This window comes from Nocardioides terrae (genome assembly GCF_900112345.1).
Lineage (GTDB): Bacteria > Actinomycetota > Actinomycetes > Propionibacteriales > Nocardioidaceae > Nocardioides > Nocardioides terrae.
The window spans coordinates 378,032-391,427 of sequence record NZ_FOLB01000002.1 but is presented as its reverse complement, the minus strand read 5'-3'; the positions used below and the strand labels follow the sequence as shown (position 1 = coordinate 391,427).

Annotated in this window: 13 protein-coding genes; 12 read left to right on the top strand and 1 reads right to left on the bottom strand. The window is 71.8% G+C overall.

Going from position 1 to position 13,396, the window contains the following annotated elements; translation table 11 throughout:
* Nucleotides 1-13 precede the first annotated feature (13 nt).
* Complete coding sequence (locus BM236_RS04615; protein WP_091120700.1) at nt 14-1,030, bottom strand: fumarylacetoacetate hydrolase family protein; 1,017 nt, start codon at nt 1,028-1,030, stop codon at nt 14-16.
* A gap of 112 nt (nt 1,031-1,142) precedes the next feature.
* Between BM236_RS04615 and BM236_RS04610 the strand changes: the two genes are divergently transcribed.
* The 12 genes from BM236_RS04610 (at nt 1,143) to BM236_RS04555 (ending at nt 13,245) form a co-directional block, all read left to right on the top strand.
* Nucleotides 1,143-1,766, top strand: a complete 624-nt coding sequence (locus tag BM236_RS04610; protein WP_091120698.1) for a TetR/AcrR family transcriptional regulator — start codon at nt 1,143-1,145, stop codon at nt 1,764-1,766.
* Nucleotides 1,763-3,442, top strand: coding sequence for a helix-turn-helix domain-containing protein (locus BM236_RS04605; protein ID WP_091120696.1), 1,680 nt, complete (start codon nt 1,763-1,765; stop codon nt 3,440-3,442). Before BM236_RS04610 ends, BM236_RS04605 begins: the two co-directional genes overlap by 4 nt.
* Nucleotides 3,443-3,558: 116 nt before the next feature.
* On the top strand, nt 3,559-4,542 hold the full coding sequence (locus BM236_RS04600) for a fumarylacetoacetate hydrolase family protein (protein WP_091120694.1): 984 nt from the start codon (nt 3,559-3,561) through the stop codon (nt 4,540-4,542).
* 110 nt (nt 4,543-4,652) lie between these two features.
* Nucleotides 4,653-5,453, top strand: coding sequence for a cyclase family protein (locus BM236_RS04595; RefSeq protein WP_091120692.1), 801 nt, complete (start codon nt 4,653-4,655; stop codon nt 5,451-5,453).
* 28 nt (nt 5,454-5,481) lie between these two features.
* Nucleotides 5,482-6,798 (top strand): ABC transporter substrate-binding protein, encoded by a 1,317-nt coding sequence (locus BM236_RS04590; RefSeq protein WP_091120690.1) that lies wholly within the window; start codon nt 5,482-5,484, stop codon nt 6,796-6,798.
* Complete coding sequence (locus BM236_RS04585) at nt 6,798-7,739, top strand: branched-chain amino acid ABC transporter permease (RefSeq protein ID WP_091120687.1); 942 nt, start codon at nt 6,798-6,800, stop codon at nt 7,737-7,739. The genes BM236_RS04590 and BM236_RS04585 overlap by 1 nt, the downstream gene beginning before the upstream one ends.
* Nucleotides 7,736-8,749 carry a branched-chain amino acid ABC transporter permease gene (locus BM236_RS04580; RefSeq protein WP_091120685.1) on the top strand — a complete coding sequence of 338 codons (1,014 nt, stop codon included), beginning with the start codon at nt 7,736-7,738 and terminating at the stop codon, nt 8,747-8,749. The genes BM236_RS04585 and BM236_RS04580 overlap by 4 nt, the downstream gene beginning before the upstream one ends.
* Nucleotides 8,746-9,474: an ABC transporter ATP-binding protein gene (locus tag BM236_RS04575; protein ID WP_091120856.1), complete on the top strand. Its 729-nt coding sequence runs from the start codon at nt 8,746-8,748 to the stop codon at nt 9,472-9,474. Before BM236_RS04580 ends, BM236_RS04575 begins: the two co-directional genes overlap by 4 nt.
* The gene (locus BM236_RS04570) at nt 9,467-10,174 is read left to right on the top strand and encodes an ABC transporter ATP-binding protein (RefSeq protein WP_245750128.1); all 708 of its coding nucleotides are present in this window, start codon (nt 9,467-9,469) and stop codon (nt 10,172-10,174) included. The genes BM236_RS04575 and BM236_RS04570 overlap by 8 nt, the downstream gene beginning before the upstream one ends.
* 5 nt (nt 10,175-10,179) lie before the next feature.
* The gene (locus tag BM236_RS04565) at nt 10,180-11,697 is read left to right on the top strand and encodes an AMP-binding protein (RefSeq protein WP_091120683.1); all 1,518 of its coding nucleotides are present in this window, start codon (nt 10,180-10,182) and stop codon (nt 11,695-11,697) included.
* Nucleotides 11,694-12,860 (top strand): thiolase domain-containing protein, encoded by a 1,167-nt coding sequence (locus BM236_RS04560; protein WP_217645228.1) that lies wholly within the window; start codon nt 11,694-11,696, stop codon nt 12,858-12,860. The genes BM236_RS04565 and BM236_RS04560 overlap by 4 nt, the downstream gene beginning before the upstream one ends.
* A gap of 10 nt (nt 12,861-12,870) precedes the next feature.
* Nucleotides 12,871-13,245 carry a carboxymuconolactone decarboxylase family protein gene (locus tag BM236_RS04555; protein ID WP_091120679.1) on the top strand — a complete coding sequence of 125 codons (375 nt, stop codon included), beginning with the start codon at nt 12,871-12,873 and terminating at the stop codon, nt 13,243-13,245.
* Nucleotides 13,246-13,396 lie beyond the last annotated feature (151 nt).

Sequence of the window (13,396 nt, the reverse complement as noted above, 5' to 3'; positions counted from 1 at the left end):
CGGGTCGAGGGGTCTAGTGGTGGGCGACGTGGACGGCGGGGGAGCCCTGATAGCTCGGGACGCCGGCGCCTGCCGGCGGGGTGCGCCGCTGGCCGACGGTGTTGCGCAGGACGCCGACGCCGGAGGCCTCGAGCTCGACGACGTCGCCGGGCTGGACCCAGCGGTCGAGCTCCAGCCCGCAACCGCCGCCGACGGTGCCGAGGGCCAGGAACTCGCCCGGATGCACGTCCTCGTCGAGCGACGCCCAGGCGAGCACCTCGGCGAAGGAGAACTGCCGGTTCTTGGTGGACCCCGAGGCCCACACCTCGCCGTTGACGCTCGCACTCATCTCGACCGACCACTCGTCGACCTCGTCCATGGTCAGGACGCAGGGGCCCATGGCGGTGCAGAAGTCCTTGCCCTTCGACGGGCCGATGGTCAGGCTCATCTCGAAGAACTGGATGTCGCGGGCGCTGACGTCGTTGAAGATCGTGACGCCGGCGATGCGCGGCTCCGCCTCCTGCGGCGTGAGGTCTCGGCCGCCGCGTCCCACGAAGAAGCCCAGCTCGAGCTCGAAGTCGAGCTGGTCGGTGTAGGACGGCCACAGGAGCTCGTCGCCCGGCCCGACGATCGTCTCGACGTTGCACTTGTAGCAGATCGGCATCGCCGCGAACGCCGGCGGCACCTCCAGCCCGGAGCCGGCGGCGTGCGCGTTGTAGGTGAGGTAGTCGCGGATGCGGCGCGGCCGCGGCACCGGCGCGAGCAGCCGTACGGCGTCGGCGTCGTGCAGACCTGCCAGCCGGTCGCCCCGCTCGAGGGCGCTGACCGCTGCCTCGACCGCGTCGTTCGCGAGCGCGAGACCGTCGGCGCCGGACTCGAAGAAGGCCACCATCTCGGTCGCGACCTGCGGCGCGTGCGCCGCCGCTGTCTCGCCCGCTGAGTGCGCGGCGTGGTCGGCCAGCACGACGGCCGGCTCGATGACGTGATCTGCGTGCCAGACGCCGAAGCGGTGCTCGGAGTCGCCGCCGGACGTGAACGTGACGAGCCGCATGCCGGCCTCCTATATAGACTGCGGTACGAACTTGGACTGGCGTCCAAGTTCGTGTAACGTACGTCACACGAGCTCGGGCCGTCAAGGGCCACGACGGAACGAGGAGTCGCCCATGGTGGAGACGGACCGACGCACCCGCGGACGGTTGCGCCGGCGCGACCAGGTCTATGCAGCCGCCGTCGAGCTGTTCGTCGAGCGCGGCTTCGACAGCACGACGATGGACGACATCGCCGAGCGCTCCGACGTCGCGCGCGCCACGGTGTTCAACTACTTCCCGCGCAAGACCGCGCTGCTCGACGAGTGGAGCGCCCGCCGCCGGCACCGCGCCCTCACGGCGGTACGCAGCGAGCACCTCGAGGACCACTCCGTCGAGGAGATCCTGCGCCGCTACATGGTCGAGCTCGGGCGGGTCAGCAGCGAGACGAGGCCCGAGACCGTGCGCCTGCTCGGCGCGGCGGCCCACGCGACCAACATCCTGCGCAAGCCGCCGCTGGCCGAGGAGTTCACGCGGTTCCTCGCCCGCGGGCAGGAGTCGGGGGAGGTACGCGCGTCGGTGGACGTGTCCCTTGCGGGGCTCGTGCTCGCGGCGTCGTACTTCATCATCCTGACGAACTGGATCGACGACGACCCGCCGCCCTTCGACCTCACCGAGCAGCTGCTCCGGATGCTCGATCAATATCTCGTCGGGATCCTCGCCCCCGGGACCCGGCGGTCGCCTCGAAGGAGTGACGGATGACCGAGCTCGCCACCGAGCGCACCGTGGACCCCCACCTCAAGGTGCGCTACCTGCAGCGCCTGCTCGCCGCCAACGACGTCACCCAGGCCCTCCAGGTGGCGGTCGACCAGATCGTCGACGTCCTCGGCTCCGACGTCTCCTGGACCGGTCTCATCGACGACGGCTACCTCGTGATGGGGGCTCACCGCGGCCTGGTCTCCACCGAGATGGCCTCCGCCTGGCGGCTCAAGGTCGGCGAGGGGATCGGAGGGCGGGTCGCGGCCGAGGGCCGCCCCCACGTCAGCCGGGACTACCTCCACGACCGGCGCCGGGTCCCGCTGATGAAGCGCCTCATCGACAACGAAGGCATCCTCGCCACCCTGACCGTCCCCCTGCTCATCGCCGACACCACGATCGGCGTCCTCTACGCCGCCCAGCGCAACGTCTACGACTGGAAGGAGTGGGAGGAGCACGCGGCCACCGACATCGCGCACGACCTCGCCGTGCGCCTGCGCCAGCTGGACGTCGAGGGGCGGACCGCAGCGCACGCCGCCCGCGCCGAGGACGAGCGCGACAGGATGAGGCGGTTCGCCGCTGACTGCGTCCGGCTCGCCACGAGCTTCTCGCAGCAGTCCGACGCCGGCGCCGCGCTCGACCTGCTCGCCCTCGAGCTCGGTGCCCGCGTCGAGCTCCGCCTGCCTGACGGCACCCTCGTCCGCGCCGCCGGCGAGTACGGCGAGGGGAACCCGTTCACCGCCTGGCGGGCGACCCTCACCGAGCCCGAGGGGGTGGTGCTGAGCGTGATCGCCACGCGCAGGCCCGACGAGGCGTCGCAGACGATGATCGAGCTCGCGACGGCCCTCTTCCGGCTCCAGCTGGCCAGGTCCACCGAGCGTGAGCGGACCCTCCAGCGCGTCGGTGGGGAGCTGTTCGACCAGCTGTTCAGCGGGCGGGTCGCCGACGCCGCCGAGTTCCGGCAGCGGCTTGCGCTGATGGGGGTCGTCCTGCCACCGGAGGCCTACGTGGTGGTGGTCGGCGACCGCACCGGCGCCCCGCTCGCCGACGTCCGGCTCGCGCAGGTCAGCGGCGCGCTCCAGCAGGCCTTCGAGGCCTGCGTGCCCAGCCATCGGCACGGTCGCGTCGTCGCGGTCGTGGGACATCGGTCGCGCTCGGCGACCGACCTGCGCCGGACGCTCACGGACCTCGTCACGCGCGTGCCCGCGCTGCGCGGCGCCGCCGCCGGCGTCGGCCGGCAGTGCGCGGAGGTGGCCGACTTCTCCATGTCGTTCGACGAGGCGCGGGCCGCGTTCGAGATCGTGACCAGCAACCCGGCGGCCGACCCTGTCACCAGCGCGTTCGAGCTCGGCATCCTCGGCGTCGCGAGCCTGCCGCCGTCGCACCTGCGGACCACGGTCCGCGACCTGCTCGGACCGATCATCTCCTCCGACGAGACCCGCGGCACGGACTACGTCCTGACCCTGCGTGCCTACCTGCAGAACGACCGGCACCTCGGACCGACCTCGGCCGAGCTGCACGTCCACTACAACACCGTCCGCAACCGGATCGCGCGGATCGAGGATCTGCTGGGGGTCGACACCCGCAACGTCGACGACCGGTTCCGCCTCCACACCGCGCTCAGGATGCACGAGCTGCTCAGCGCGACAGGCCCGGCACAGGGCCATCCCGACCCCCGGTAGGAGCGCCGCGGCTTGTGACGCCGTGACAGTGAGCGACCCCAAGAGTGGCTCGACGGGCCCTGTACGCACAGGGCACGCCGCTCCGAGTGTGATGACCGACACATCGGAGAGGACCCATGAAGCTCTTCACTTTCAAGGCCCCGAGCAGCTCGGGCAACGGCGTCCACGTCGGCGCCCTGGACGCGACCGGCTCGACCGCCGTCAGCTTCACCCGGGCGTCCCGGGGCGACGCGCGGTTCGCCTCGATGCTGGCTCTCGTGCGGGCCGGCTCCGCGATCCTCGACGAGGCGCAGTCGATCCTCGACTCGCACCCGGCCGACGCGGCGTACGACCTCGCGGAGGTGACGCTGCTGGCACCGCTGCCGGACCCGCCGCGCTTCCGCGACTGCTCCCTCTTCATCGAGCACCTCGCCCCCGCGTTCCTCGGGATGGCCCGCACCCTCGCCGCCGCGGCGGAGGACCCCGACGCCGAGTACGAGCGGCTCGTCGCCACCGGTGACTTCGGCCGGCCGGCGGTCTTCGCGGAGCGGGTCATCTACTACAACGCCGACCACCTCTCGGTGAGCGGCCCCGGGGACGAGATCGTCGCCCCGCCGGACACCCACCACGTCGACTACGAGCTCGAGATCGCCGCGGTCGTCGGCACGACCGGGAGGAACCTCACCGCCGCCGACGCCGGCGCGGCGATCTTCGGCTACACGATCTTCAACGACTGGAGCTGCCGCGACCTGCAGACCGAGGTGATGGCCTCCCGGCTCGGGCCGGCCCGGGGCAAGGACTTCGACGGCGCCAACACCGTCGGCCCCTGGATCGTCACCGCCGACGAGCTGGGTGACCCCTACCAGCTCAAGATGAGCGCCCGCGTCAACGGCGAGACCTGGTCGGACGGGTCGTCGGCGTCCATCGAGCACACCTTCGAGGACGCCGTCGCCTACCTGAGCCGCGGCCGCACGATCCACGCCGGCGAGCTGCTCGGCTCCGGCACCGTCCTCTCGGGCAGCCCCATCGAGATCGGCAAGCGCCTCAAGGACGGCGACGAGGTCGAGCTGGAGGTTGAGGGCATCGGGGTCCTCCGCAACCGGCTGCGGCTATCCCGCTGAACGCCGGCCGGCACCCCGGTCGCCCCGCGACACCGCCCATCGCCATCCCCCTCGGGATCAACCCCACTCGCGACCACCCGCACCCTGCACCCACGCACCGAAGGACCGCCATGACCCGCCTCGTCGACCTCTCCCGGACGCTCGATCCTGCCAACCGCGCCCTGATGCCGGACGCCTACAAACCACTGGAGAACATCGTCGCCCCGCAGATCCACTACCTGCGGCCGGAGGGCGAGGGCCGTGACCGGATGACCGCCATCTTCGGCTGCCCGCCCGAGCACCTGCCGCATGGCGAGGGCTGGGGCGAGGACTGGCTCACCGAGATGAACACCCACTGCGGCACGCACGTCGACGCGCCGCTGCACAGCGGCAACCTGGTCGAGGGCAAGCCGGCCCGGACCATCAGCGACATAGACCTGGCCGAGCTCTACCGGCCGGGGATGGTGCTCGACGTACGGCCGTGGGCGCGGGCCGGCGAGGCGGTCCCCGTCGAGGCACTCGAACGGGCCATCAAGGCCACCGGTCGCGACGTGGAGGAGGGCGACGCCCTGCTCCTGCGCACCGGCCAGGAGCGCTTCGACATGTCGCAGCCCGAGTTCTTCGACTACCCGGGGATGAGCGGCGACGGCACCCGCTACCTCACCGGGCTCGGCGCGACGGTGCTCGGCACGGACGCGCTCGCCTGGGACCGCCCCTTCCCGGTGATGCGGGCGGCCTACGAGGCCACCGGCGACCCCACGGAGATCTGGGACGGCCACTTCGCGATCGCCGACAAGGAGGCCTTCGTCATCCAGCAGCTCGACAACCTCGCCGCCCTCCCGCCGACCGGCTTCCACGTCGGCTTCTTCCCGCTCAAGCTCCCCGGAACCAGCGCATCGCCATGTCGGGTCGTGGCGTTCCTCGACAACTGATCGCCCCACCCAGATACGGAGACCGACCATGACACCCATCCCCACCACTCGCCGCGCGCTCCTTCGGCACCGCGCGCAGCTGTCCGCCGGCGCCGCCCTGCTGCTGGTCACCTCGGCCTGCGGCAGCAGCGACTCCGAGGGCTCCACCACGGCGGTGCCCGACGCCAAGATCGTCGCCCCCGTCGCCGGCATGACCTGCAACGAGGGCACCAAGCCCACCGGCGATCCCATCGTCGTCGGCGGCTCGCTCAGCCTCACCGGCCCGCTCTCCGAGACCGCGAAGGTGCACGAGGGCGTCGCCGAGCTCGTCACGAAGTGGGTCAACGACTGCGGCGGCATCGACGGTCGCCCGCTCAAGTGGGACGTGCTCGACGACCAGTCGACGCCCGCCCAGGTGGCGTCCAACTACGAGCGCCTGATCGGCGAGCACGTCGACCTCGTGATGGGACCGTACGGCGGCGCCAACACCCTCGCCGCGGCCGGGCCCGTCACCCAGGCCGGTTACGCCTTCCCGACCCACACCAACGGCGCCCCGCAGGAGCTGATCGGCGAGAACCACTTCCCGGCCTGGCAGTTCGACGGCACGGGCGACAAGGAGCACATGTTCGACGCCGGCGCCACGACGCTGTGGGACGCGCTGAAGTCGAGCGGCAACCCGCCGAAGAGCGTCTTCTACGCGACGGCGAAGTTCCCGACCACCCTCTCGCTCGCCGCCGCCGCGAAGAGCAGGTTCGAGAAGGAGGGAGTGAAGACCACCGGCGACGTCGAGTACGAGTTCGGCACCACCGACTTCAGCTCGATCGCGCTGCGGATCTCGCAGGCCGACCCCGACCTCGTCTACCTCGGCGGCCTCGGCGCCGACACCACCTATCTGTACGACGCGTTCGACTCGATCGGCTACACCCCGCGCTCGGTCTTCGCGGCGCTGCCCTCCCCGGCCTCCCTGGCCGGGCTGGACGACGAGGTGAACGGGCTGCTGACGCTGTCGATCTTCGAGACCGACTCCGCACTCGGCGACACCGACATCGCCCGCTACTTCGGCAAGCAGTACGACGAGGTGGCGAAGGACGACGACCTCTTCCCGCTCATCGAGACGCAGGCGGCGGCGAGCTTCGCCGCCTGGCAGATCCTGCTGACCGGCGTGGTCAATGCCGGAGTCGACAACAAGGCGATCATCGCGTGGCTCAACAGCAACAGCGTCGACACGATCGCGGGGAGCCTGAAGTTCGACGGCTACAACAACTACGGCGGCGACATCAACAGGGTCACCCAGATCCAGGACGGCAAGCGCGTGCTGGTGTGGCCCAAGGACGTGGCCGGCGGCACGATCGACTACAAGCCGTGATGGACGTCTCGACGACCGCTCTCGCCCAGACCCTGCTCAACGGCGCGCTCCTCGGCTGTCTCTACGGCTGCATCGCCCTCGGGCTCACCATCAAGTGGGGGCACCTCGGCATCGCCGACTTCTTCCACATCTCGGTGGTGCTCCTCGCGGCGTACATCACCTTCACCCTGGTGACCGAGGCCGGCTGGCACCCGTTCGCCACGCTGCTGGTCACGGCGCCCGCCTGCTTCGTGGTCGGGGTGGCGAGCCAGTGGCTGTTCACCCGGCTCGACGCCGACGACACCACCTCGCTGCTGCTGACCTTCGGTCTGTTCATCGTCGCCGAGGGCGTGGCCAGCCAGCTCTGGAGCGCGGACCTGAAGTCGATGCGCCGCGACCTGCCGGACGGGCTGCGCGAGGCGATCCACCTGCCCGCGCCGCTCGACCGGCTCGCCGTGACGCCTCCCGACCTCCTCAGCCTGGTGCTGGCGGTCGTCATGGTGGGCCTGGCGTCGTGGAGCCTGCGCTTCACCCGGTCCGGCCGGGCCGTCCAGGCGATGCGGCAGGACCAGCCGATCGCGGAGGCGTTCGGGGTCCGCGCGGCCCCGCTGGCTCTGGCCGTCTCCGGGCTCGCCGCGCTCAGCGCGTCGGTGGCCGGGATGGCGGTGGCGGTGAAGATGCCGCTGCAGCCGCAGCTGCCACTGCACTGGATCGGTGTCGTGGTCGTCGCCTGCCTGCTCGGCGGCCTCGGCCGGCCGCTCGGGGCGCTGGTCGCGGCGGTCGTGCTGATGATGCTGCAGAACGCCTGGTCACTGTGGTTCGCGCCCCAGTGGGCGTCGGCCGTGACGTACGGCGTCCTGGTCCTGTACCTGGCGGCCCAGCCGCTGTCCCGCGTCATCCGGGAGCGCCTCACCCACGAGCGCCCCACCCGGGAGCGCCCTGCCGTGAGGAGCCTGGCATGAGACCCCGCGCGTGGATCGAGCCGGACGCGCCGCTGCTGCGGCGGGTGGCTGGCATCGTCGTGGTCGCCGCGCTCGCGGCGGTGCTGGTGCCCGTCCTCGGGTCCAACTACATCGTGACCTTCTCCTTCCAGTTCGTGGTCTGGGTGGCGCTGGCGCTGAGCTGGAACGTGTTCAGCGGCAACGCCGGCTATCCCAGCTTCGGCCACGGCGTCTTCTTCGGCGTCGGCATCTACGCCACGGCCGCGGTGCTCGAGCACACCGACGCCGGCTTCCTGGTGGCGATGCTCGTGGCCGGCCTCGCCGCCGGCGGGGTGGCACTCGTGGTCGGCCTCGGTGTCTTCGCATCACCGCGCTTCAAGGGCGACCTGTTCGGCCTCGTGACCCTCGCGCTCGCCTTCGTCGTCACGACCGTCGTCTCCAACGTCGCGTTCCTCGACGGCGGCACCGGCGTGTTCGTCCGCGAGCACACACGCGGCCTGTGGGTCGGCGGCGGGATCCGCCACGTCTTCGTGGTCGGCGTCGCGCTCGCCGCGCTCGCCGCCCTCGTGGCGCTGGCCACGTCCAGGACACGCTGGGGCACCGCGCTGCGCTCGATCCGGGACGAGGAGGCGGTCGCCGAGTCGCTCGGCGTGCCGACATACCGCTACAAGGTGCTCACCTTCGCCGTGAGCGGTGCGCTCGGCGGCCTCATCGGCGCCCCGCAGGCCGTCTACCTCGGGTACGTCGAGGTGGGCGCCGTGTTCGCGCTCAACGTGCCGCTCTTCGTCATCATGATGACGATCCTCGGCGGCTCGGCGCGCTGGTGGGGCCCGGCGATCGGCGCCGCCGCTGTCGTCGTGCTGCGCGAGGTGCTGCTCGGGATCGGGTCACCGGAGCTGTCACAGATCGTGATCGGCGTGTTCCTGGTCGTCGTCATCGCTGTCCTGCCACAGGGCATCTCGGGCGCGTTCGACCGCCTCCGCCAGCCGGGCCGCTCGGGTGTCCGCGGTGCCTCGGGGGTGTCGCGATGAGCCTGCTGCGCTGCACCGCCGTCACCAAGCGGTTCGGGGGCCTGAAGGCGCTCGACGGCGTCGACCTCGAGGTCGGTGCCGGTGAGATCGTCGGCCTGGTCGGGCCCAACGGGTCGGGCAAGACGACGCTGCTCAGCACCATCGCCGGCTCGCTGCCCGTCAGCGGCGGCCGGATCGAGTTCCAGGGCCGCGACGTCACCCGGCTCTCCTCCCACCGGCGTGCCCATGCCGGCATCGCGCGGACGTTCCAGATCCCGCGGCCGCTGGGGTCGTTCGACGTGCTCGGCAACGTCGCGACGGCAGCGATGTTCGGTCGGGACCGGGTGTCGCGGTCGGAGGCGATCGAGCGGGCCCACGGCGTGCTGAAACGGATCGGGCTCGACGGCCACGCCGGCAGCGACGTGACCACCCTGACCCTGCACGAGCACAAGTTCCTCGAGATCGGCCGCGCGCTCGCGCTCGACCCGCGACTCATCCTCCTCGACGAGGTCCTCGGCGGCCTCAATCCCGCGGAGGCCGCCGCCGGGATGGAGCTGATCGCGTCGCTGCGCGACGACGGCCGATCGGTCATCTACATCGAGCACAACGTGAGAGCGGTGACGGCCTTGGCCGATCGGATGTACGTCCTCGACCGCGGACGCAACCTCTTCGACGGCACCCCCACGGAGGTCGTCGGCGACGACCGGGTCGTCGCGGCCTACCTGGGAGGTGGAGCACGTGCTTGAGGTCAGTGACCTGGTCGTCAGCTATGGCGAGGCCGCTGCTGTCCGCGGCGTCTCGATGCGGGTCGCGGCCGGCACCACCGTCTCCCTGATCGGCTCCAACGGCTCCGGGAAGACGACCCTGGTCAAGGCGCTGATGGGCCTGCAGCGGGTGAACGCCGGCACGATCCGGGTCGCGGGGGAGGACGTCACCCGCCGGCCGGCCGCCGACCGGCCGAGCCTCGGCGTGGCCGTCGTACCGGAGGGCCGGCGGCTGTTCCCCGCCATGACCGTGCGCGACAACGTGCTGATGGGCGTGCACGACCGGGCGGCACGCCGTCGTGTCCGCGACCCGCTCGCCCGCGTCTTCGACCTCTTCCCCGTGCTCGCCTCCCGGCAGCGCCAGCTCGCCGGGACGATGTCGGGCGGCGAGCAGCAGATGGTGGCGCTGGGTCGGGCCCTGGCCAGCGAGCCGAGGCTGCTCATCCTCGACGAGCCGTCGCTCGGCCTCGCGCCGGTGATCGTGGACCAGATGTTCGAGACCATCGGCCGGATCGCGGCCGCAGGAGTGACCGTGCTGCTCGCCGAGCAGAACATGCAGCGGGCCCTCGAGCTCTCCGACCACGGCTACGTGCTCGCCGACGGGCTCGTCGTGATGGACGCGCCCGCCGCCGAGCTGCTGACGTCCGAGGGCGTGCGGCACGCCTATCTGGGTGAGGCGTGAGGCGGATGGCGATCCTTCGCGACTACCTGCTCGAGGCCGTCAGGACGCACGCGCACCGCACCGCGCTCGTCGTCGACGGCACCACCTGGACCTACGCCGAGCTGGCGGATGCGTCCGCCCGTCTGGCCGGACACCTGCAGAAGGTCGGGGTGGCGGCCGGCTCGCCCGTCGCCCTCCTGCTCGGCAACCGCGCGGAGTACGTCGTGGCCGACCTCGCGCTGGCGACGATCGGTGCAGCGAAGGTGCCGCTCAACGGCATGCTGTCCGCCGAGGAGCAGGCGTTCATCATCCAGGACTCCGGGGCGGAGGTCTGCGTGGTCGAGGCGGCCCGCCTGGACGCCGTCGAACAGGCGCGGAGCCTCGGGGCCGACCCCTCCCTCGTCATCGTCGACGCCCACGGTCCGGGCTCCTGGACGGAGGCGGTGGCACATCCGGCGGCGTTCGCGCCGACCTCGCCGGCCGACGATGATGTCGCCCTCGTCATGTACACCGGCGGCACCACCGGCCGGCCGAAGGGCGTCGTGCACACCCAGGCCGGCATGGCGGCGAACCTGCTCAGCCATCTCGTCGAGATGGAGCTCCGCGGTGACGACGTCCTGCTGCTCACCTCGCCGCTGCCGCACAGCGCGGGCTTCCTGCTCCAGGCCGCCCTGGCCAAGGGCGCCACCACGTTCCTGGAGAACCGGTTCGACCCCGGGGTCACGCTCGATCGCATCCAGCGCGACGGCGTCACCTACCTCTTCCTCGTGCCCACCATGATCTACCGCCTGCTCGACGCGGCGGCGGCCCGGCGCGGGCTCACCACGTCCTCGCTCCGCACCATCCTGTACGGCGCCGCGCCGATCACGCTCGACCGGCTCGCGCAGGGGCTGGAGCTGTTCGGGCCCGTCTTCGTGCAGCTCTACGCCCAGTCGGAGGCGCCGAACTTCCTCACCCGGCTGCGCCGCGACGACCACCGCACCGACACCGGTCACGTGCAGCTGCTGCGCAGCTGCGGCCAGCCGGTCGTGATGGCGCAGGTGCGGGTGGTGCGCGACGACGGCGGTGACTGCGGCCCGGGGGAGGTGGGCGAGGTGACCGCCCGGTCGCCGTACACGATGACGGGCTATCTCGGCCGGCCCGCCGAGACCGCGGAGGCGCTGCGCGACGGGTGGTTGCACACCGGCGACCTGGGCTACGTCGACGAGCAGGGCTACCTGTACCTGGTCGACCGCAAGAAGGACATGATCATCACGGGTGGCCTCAACGTGTACTCCTCCGAGGTCGAGCACGTGATCGCCCAGCTGCCCGGGGTCCGGGAGGTGGCGGTCGCCGGCATCCCGCACGCCGACTGGGGCGAGGCGGTGGTCGCCTTCGTGGTGGCCGCGGCGGGCGTGACCGTCGCCGACGTCGAGGCCCACTGCCGCGCCCGGCTGACGTCGTACAAGCGACCGAAGGCGGTGGCACTGGTGCCCGCCCTGCCGACGACGGCCGTCGGCAAGATCGACAAGAAGGCGCTGCGCGCCGGATGGGACGGATGGTGAGCGACTCACTCGTGCTCGGCTGGGGTCACACCCCGTTCGGCAAGCTCCCTGCGGCGACGCTGGAGTCGCTCGTGACCGACGCGGGCACCGCCGCGCTGGCGGACGCGGAGGTCGACGCGCGCGACATCGACCTCGTCGTGGTCGCGCACTACAACGCCGGCATGGACCCGCTGGGCTTCGCCTCCTCGCTCGCGCTCCAGATCTCCGACGACCTGTTCGGCGTGCCGGCGCTCCGCGTCGAGAACGCCTGTGCCTCCGGCTCGACCGCCGTTCACGTCGCGCTCACCCACCTGGACGCCAGGCAGGCCCGGCGCGTGCTCGTCATCGGTGCGGAGAAGATGACCGGACTGCCGCCGGAGACGGTCGGCGGCGCACTGCTCGGTGCGGACTACGACGCCGCCGGCACGACGTCGGTCACCGGTTTCACCGGCCTCTTCGCCGAGGTCGCCCGCGCCTACGAGGAGCGGTACGGCCCGATCGGCGACACGCTCGCGCGGATCGCGGCCAAGAGCCACCGGCAGGGTGCGCTCAACCCGTATGCGCACCTGCGCAAGGAGCTCTCCGAGGAGTTCTGCGCGACCGAGTCGGCCGCCAACCCCATGATCGCGGCTCCGCTTCGGCGTACCGACTGCTCGCCGGTCTCCGACGGCGCCGCCGCGCTCGTCCTGGGCCGGGAGCCCACGTCGCGGTCCCATGCCGCGGTCCGCGTGGCCGGCCGGGCCGCTGCCAGCGACTTCCTGCCCGCCGCCAAGCGGGACCCGCTCGCCTTCGCCGCGACCGAGCTCGCCTGGCACCGGGCGCTGGAGTCAGCGGGCGTGACCACCCCGGACCTCGACCTCGCCGAGGTGCACGACTGCTTCACCATCGCCGAGCTGCAGCTCTACGAGGTGATGGGGCTGGCGCCGCGTGGCCACGGCCGCACCGCGCTGGAGGACGGCACGGTGCTGCCGGGCGGCGCGCTGCCCGTCAACCCCTCCGGCGGGCTCAAGTCCAAGGGCCACCCGGTCGGCGCGACCGGCGTGTCCCAGCACGCGCTCGCCTGCATGCAGCTGACCGGCACGTTCCCGGGTGAGCAGATCCCGGACGCCCGCCTCGCCGCTGTGCACAACATGGGCGGCCTCGCCGTCGCCAACCACGTGACGGTGCTGGCCGCCACCGAGTGAGGAGAGGGACATGGACGACGAGCAGTACGCCGCCGGCCTGCGCATGCTGGCCGAAGTCGGCGCGAGCGCGCCCGAGGCGATGATCGACAGCCTGCGCGAGGTCTCGCCGGAACTGGGTCGCCAGACGATCGCGTGGGGCTTCGGTGAGATCTACGCCCGACCGGGGCTGTCTCCGCGTGACCGCCAGCTCGTCACGCTCGGCGTGCTGACCGCCCTCGGCGGCTGCGAGCCACAGCTCGAGGCACACGTCGACCTGGCACTCAACGTGGGACTGACCCGCGAGCAGGTCGTGGAGGCGCTCCTGCACGCGGCCGTCTACGCCGGCTTCCCGCGCGCCCTCAACGCCACCCTGGCCGCCAAGCGGGCCTTCGACGCGCGCGAGTAGTCGTGCCGGGATCTTGGGCGATTCCCGAGACAGCGACGCGCGCAATCCGCCAGAGTTCTCCCCGAACCGCTGGTGACCCGAGACGCCAGCGGTTCGCTATGTCCGGAGGTCACCCAGTCCCCACGGGTGCCGGAGACGACGAGCGGCGAGG

What these genes read in the sequence shown, in the direction of transcription:
- BM236_RS04615 (WP_091120700.1), bottom strand. Translation starts at nt 1,030, where the DNA reads ATGCGGCTCGTCACGTTCACGTCCGGCGGCGACTCCGAGCACCGCTTC.
- BM236_RS04610 (WP_091120698.1), top strand. Translation starts at nt 1,143, where the DNA reads ATGGTGGAGACGGACCGACGCACCCGCGGACGGTTGCGCCGGCGCGAC.
- BM236_RS04605 (WP_091120696.1), top strand. Translation starts at nt 1,763, where the DNA reads ATGACCGAGCTCGCCACCGAGCGCACCGTGGACCCCCACCTCAAGGTG.
- BM236_RS04600 (WP_091120694.1), top strand. Translation starts at nt 3,559, where the DNA reads ATGAAGCTCTTCACTTTCAAGGCCCCGAGCAGCTCGGGCAACGGCGTC.
- BM236_RS04595 (WP_091120692.1), top strand. Translation starts at nt 4,653, where the DNA reads ATGACCCGCCTCGTCGACCTCTCCCGGACGCTCGATCCTGCCAACCGC.
- BM236_RS04590 (WP_091120690.1), top strand. Translation starts at nt 5,482, where the DNA reads ATGACACCCATCCCCACCACTCGCCGCGCGCTCCTTCGGCACCGCGCG.
- BM236_RS04585 (WP_091120687.1), top strand. Translation starts at nt 6,798, where the DNA reads ATGGACGTCTCGACGACCGCTCTCGCCCAGACCCTGCTCAACGGCGCG.
- BM236_RS04580 (WP_091120685.1), top strand. Translation starts at nt 7,736, where the DNA reads ATGAGACCCCGCGCGTGGATCGAGCCGGACGCGCCGCTGCTGCGGCGG.
- BM236_RS04575 (WP_091120856.1), top strand. Translation starts at nt 8,746, where the DNA reads ATGAGCCTGCTGCGCTGCACCGCCGTCACCAAGCGGTTCGGGGGCCTG.
- BM236_RS04565 (WP_091120683.1), top strand. Translation starts at nt 10,180, where the DNA reads ATGGCGATCCTTCGCGACTACCTGCTCGAGGCCGTCAGGACGCACGCG.
- BM236_RS04555 (WP_091120679.1), top strand. Translation starts at nt 12,871, where the DNA reads ATGGACGACGAGCAGTACGCCGCCGGCCTGCGCATGCTGGCCGAAGTC.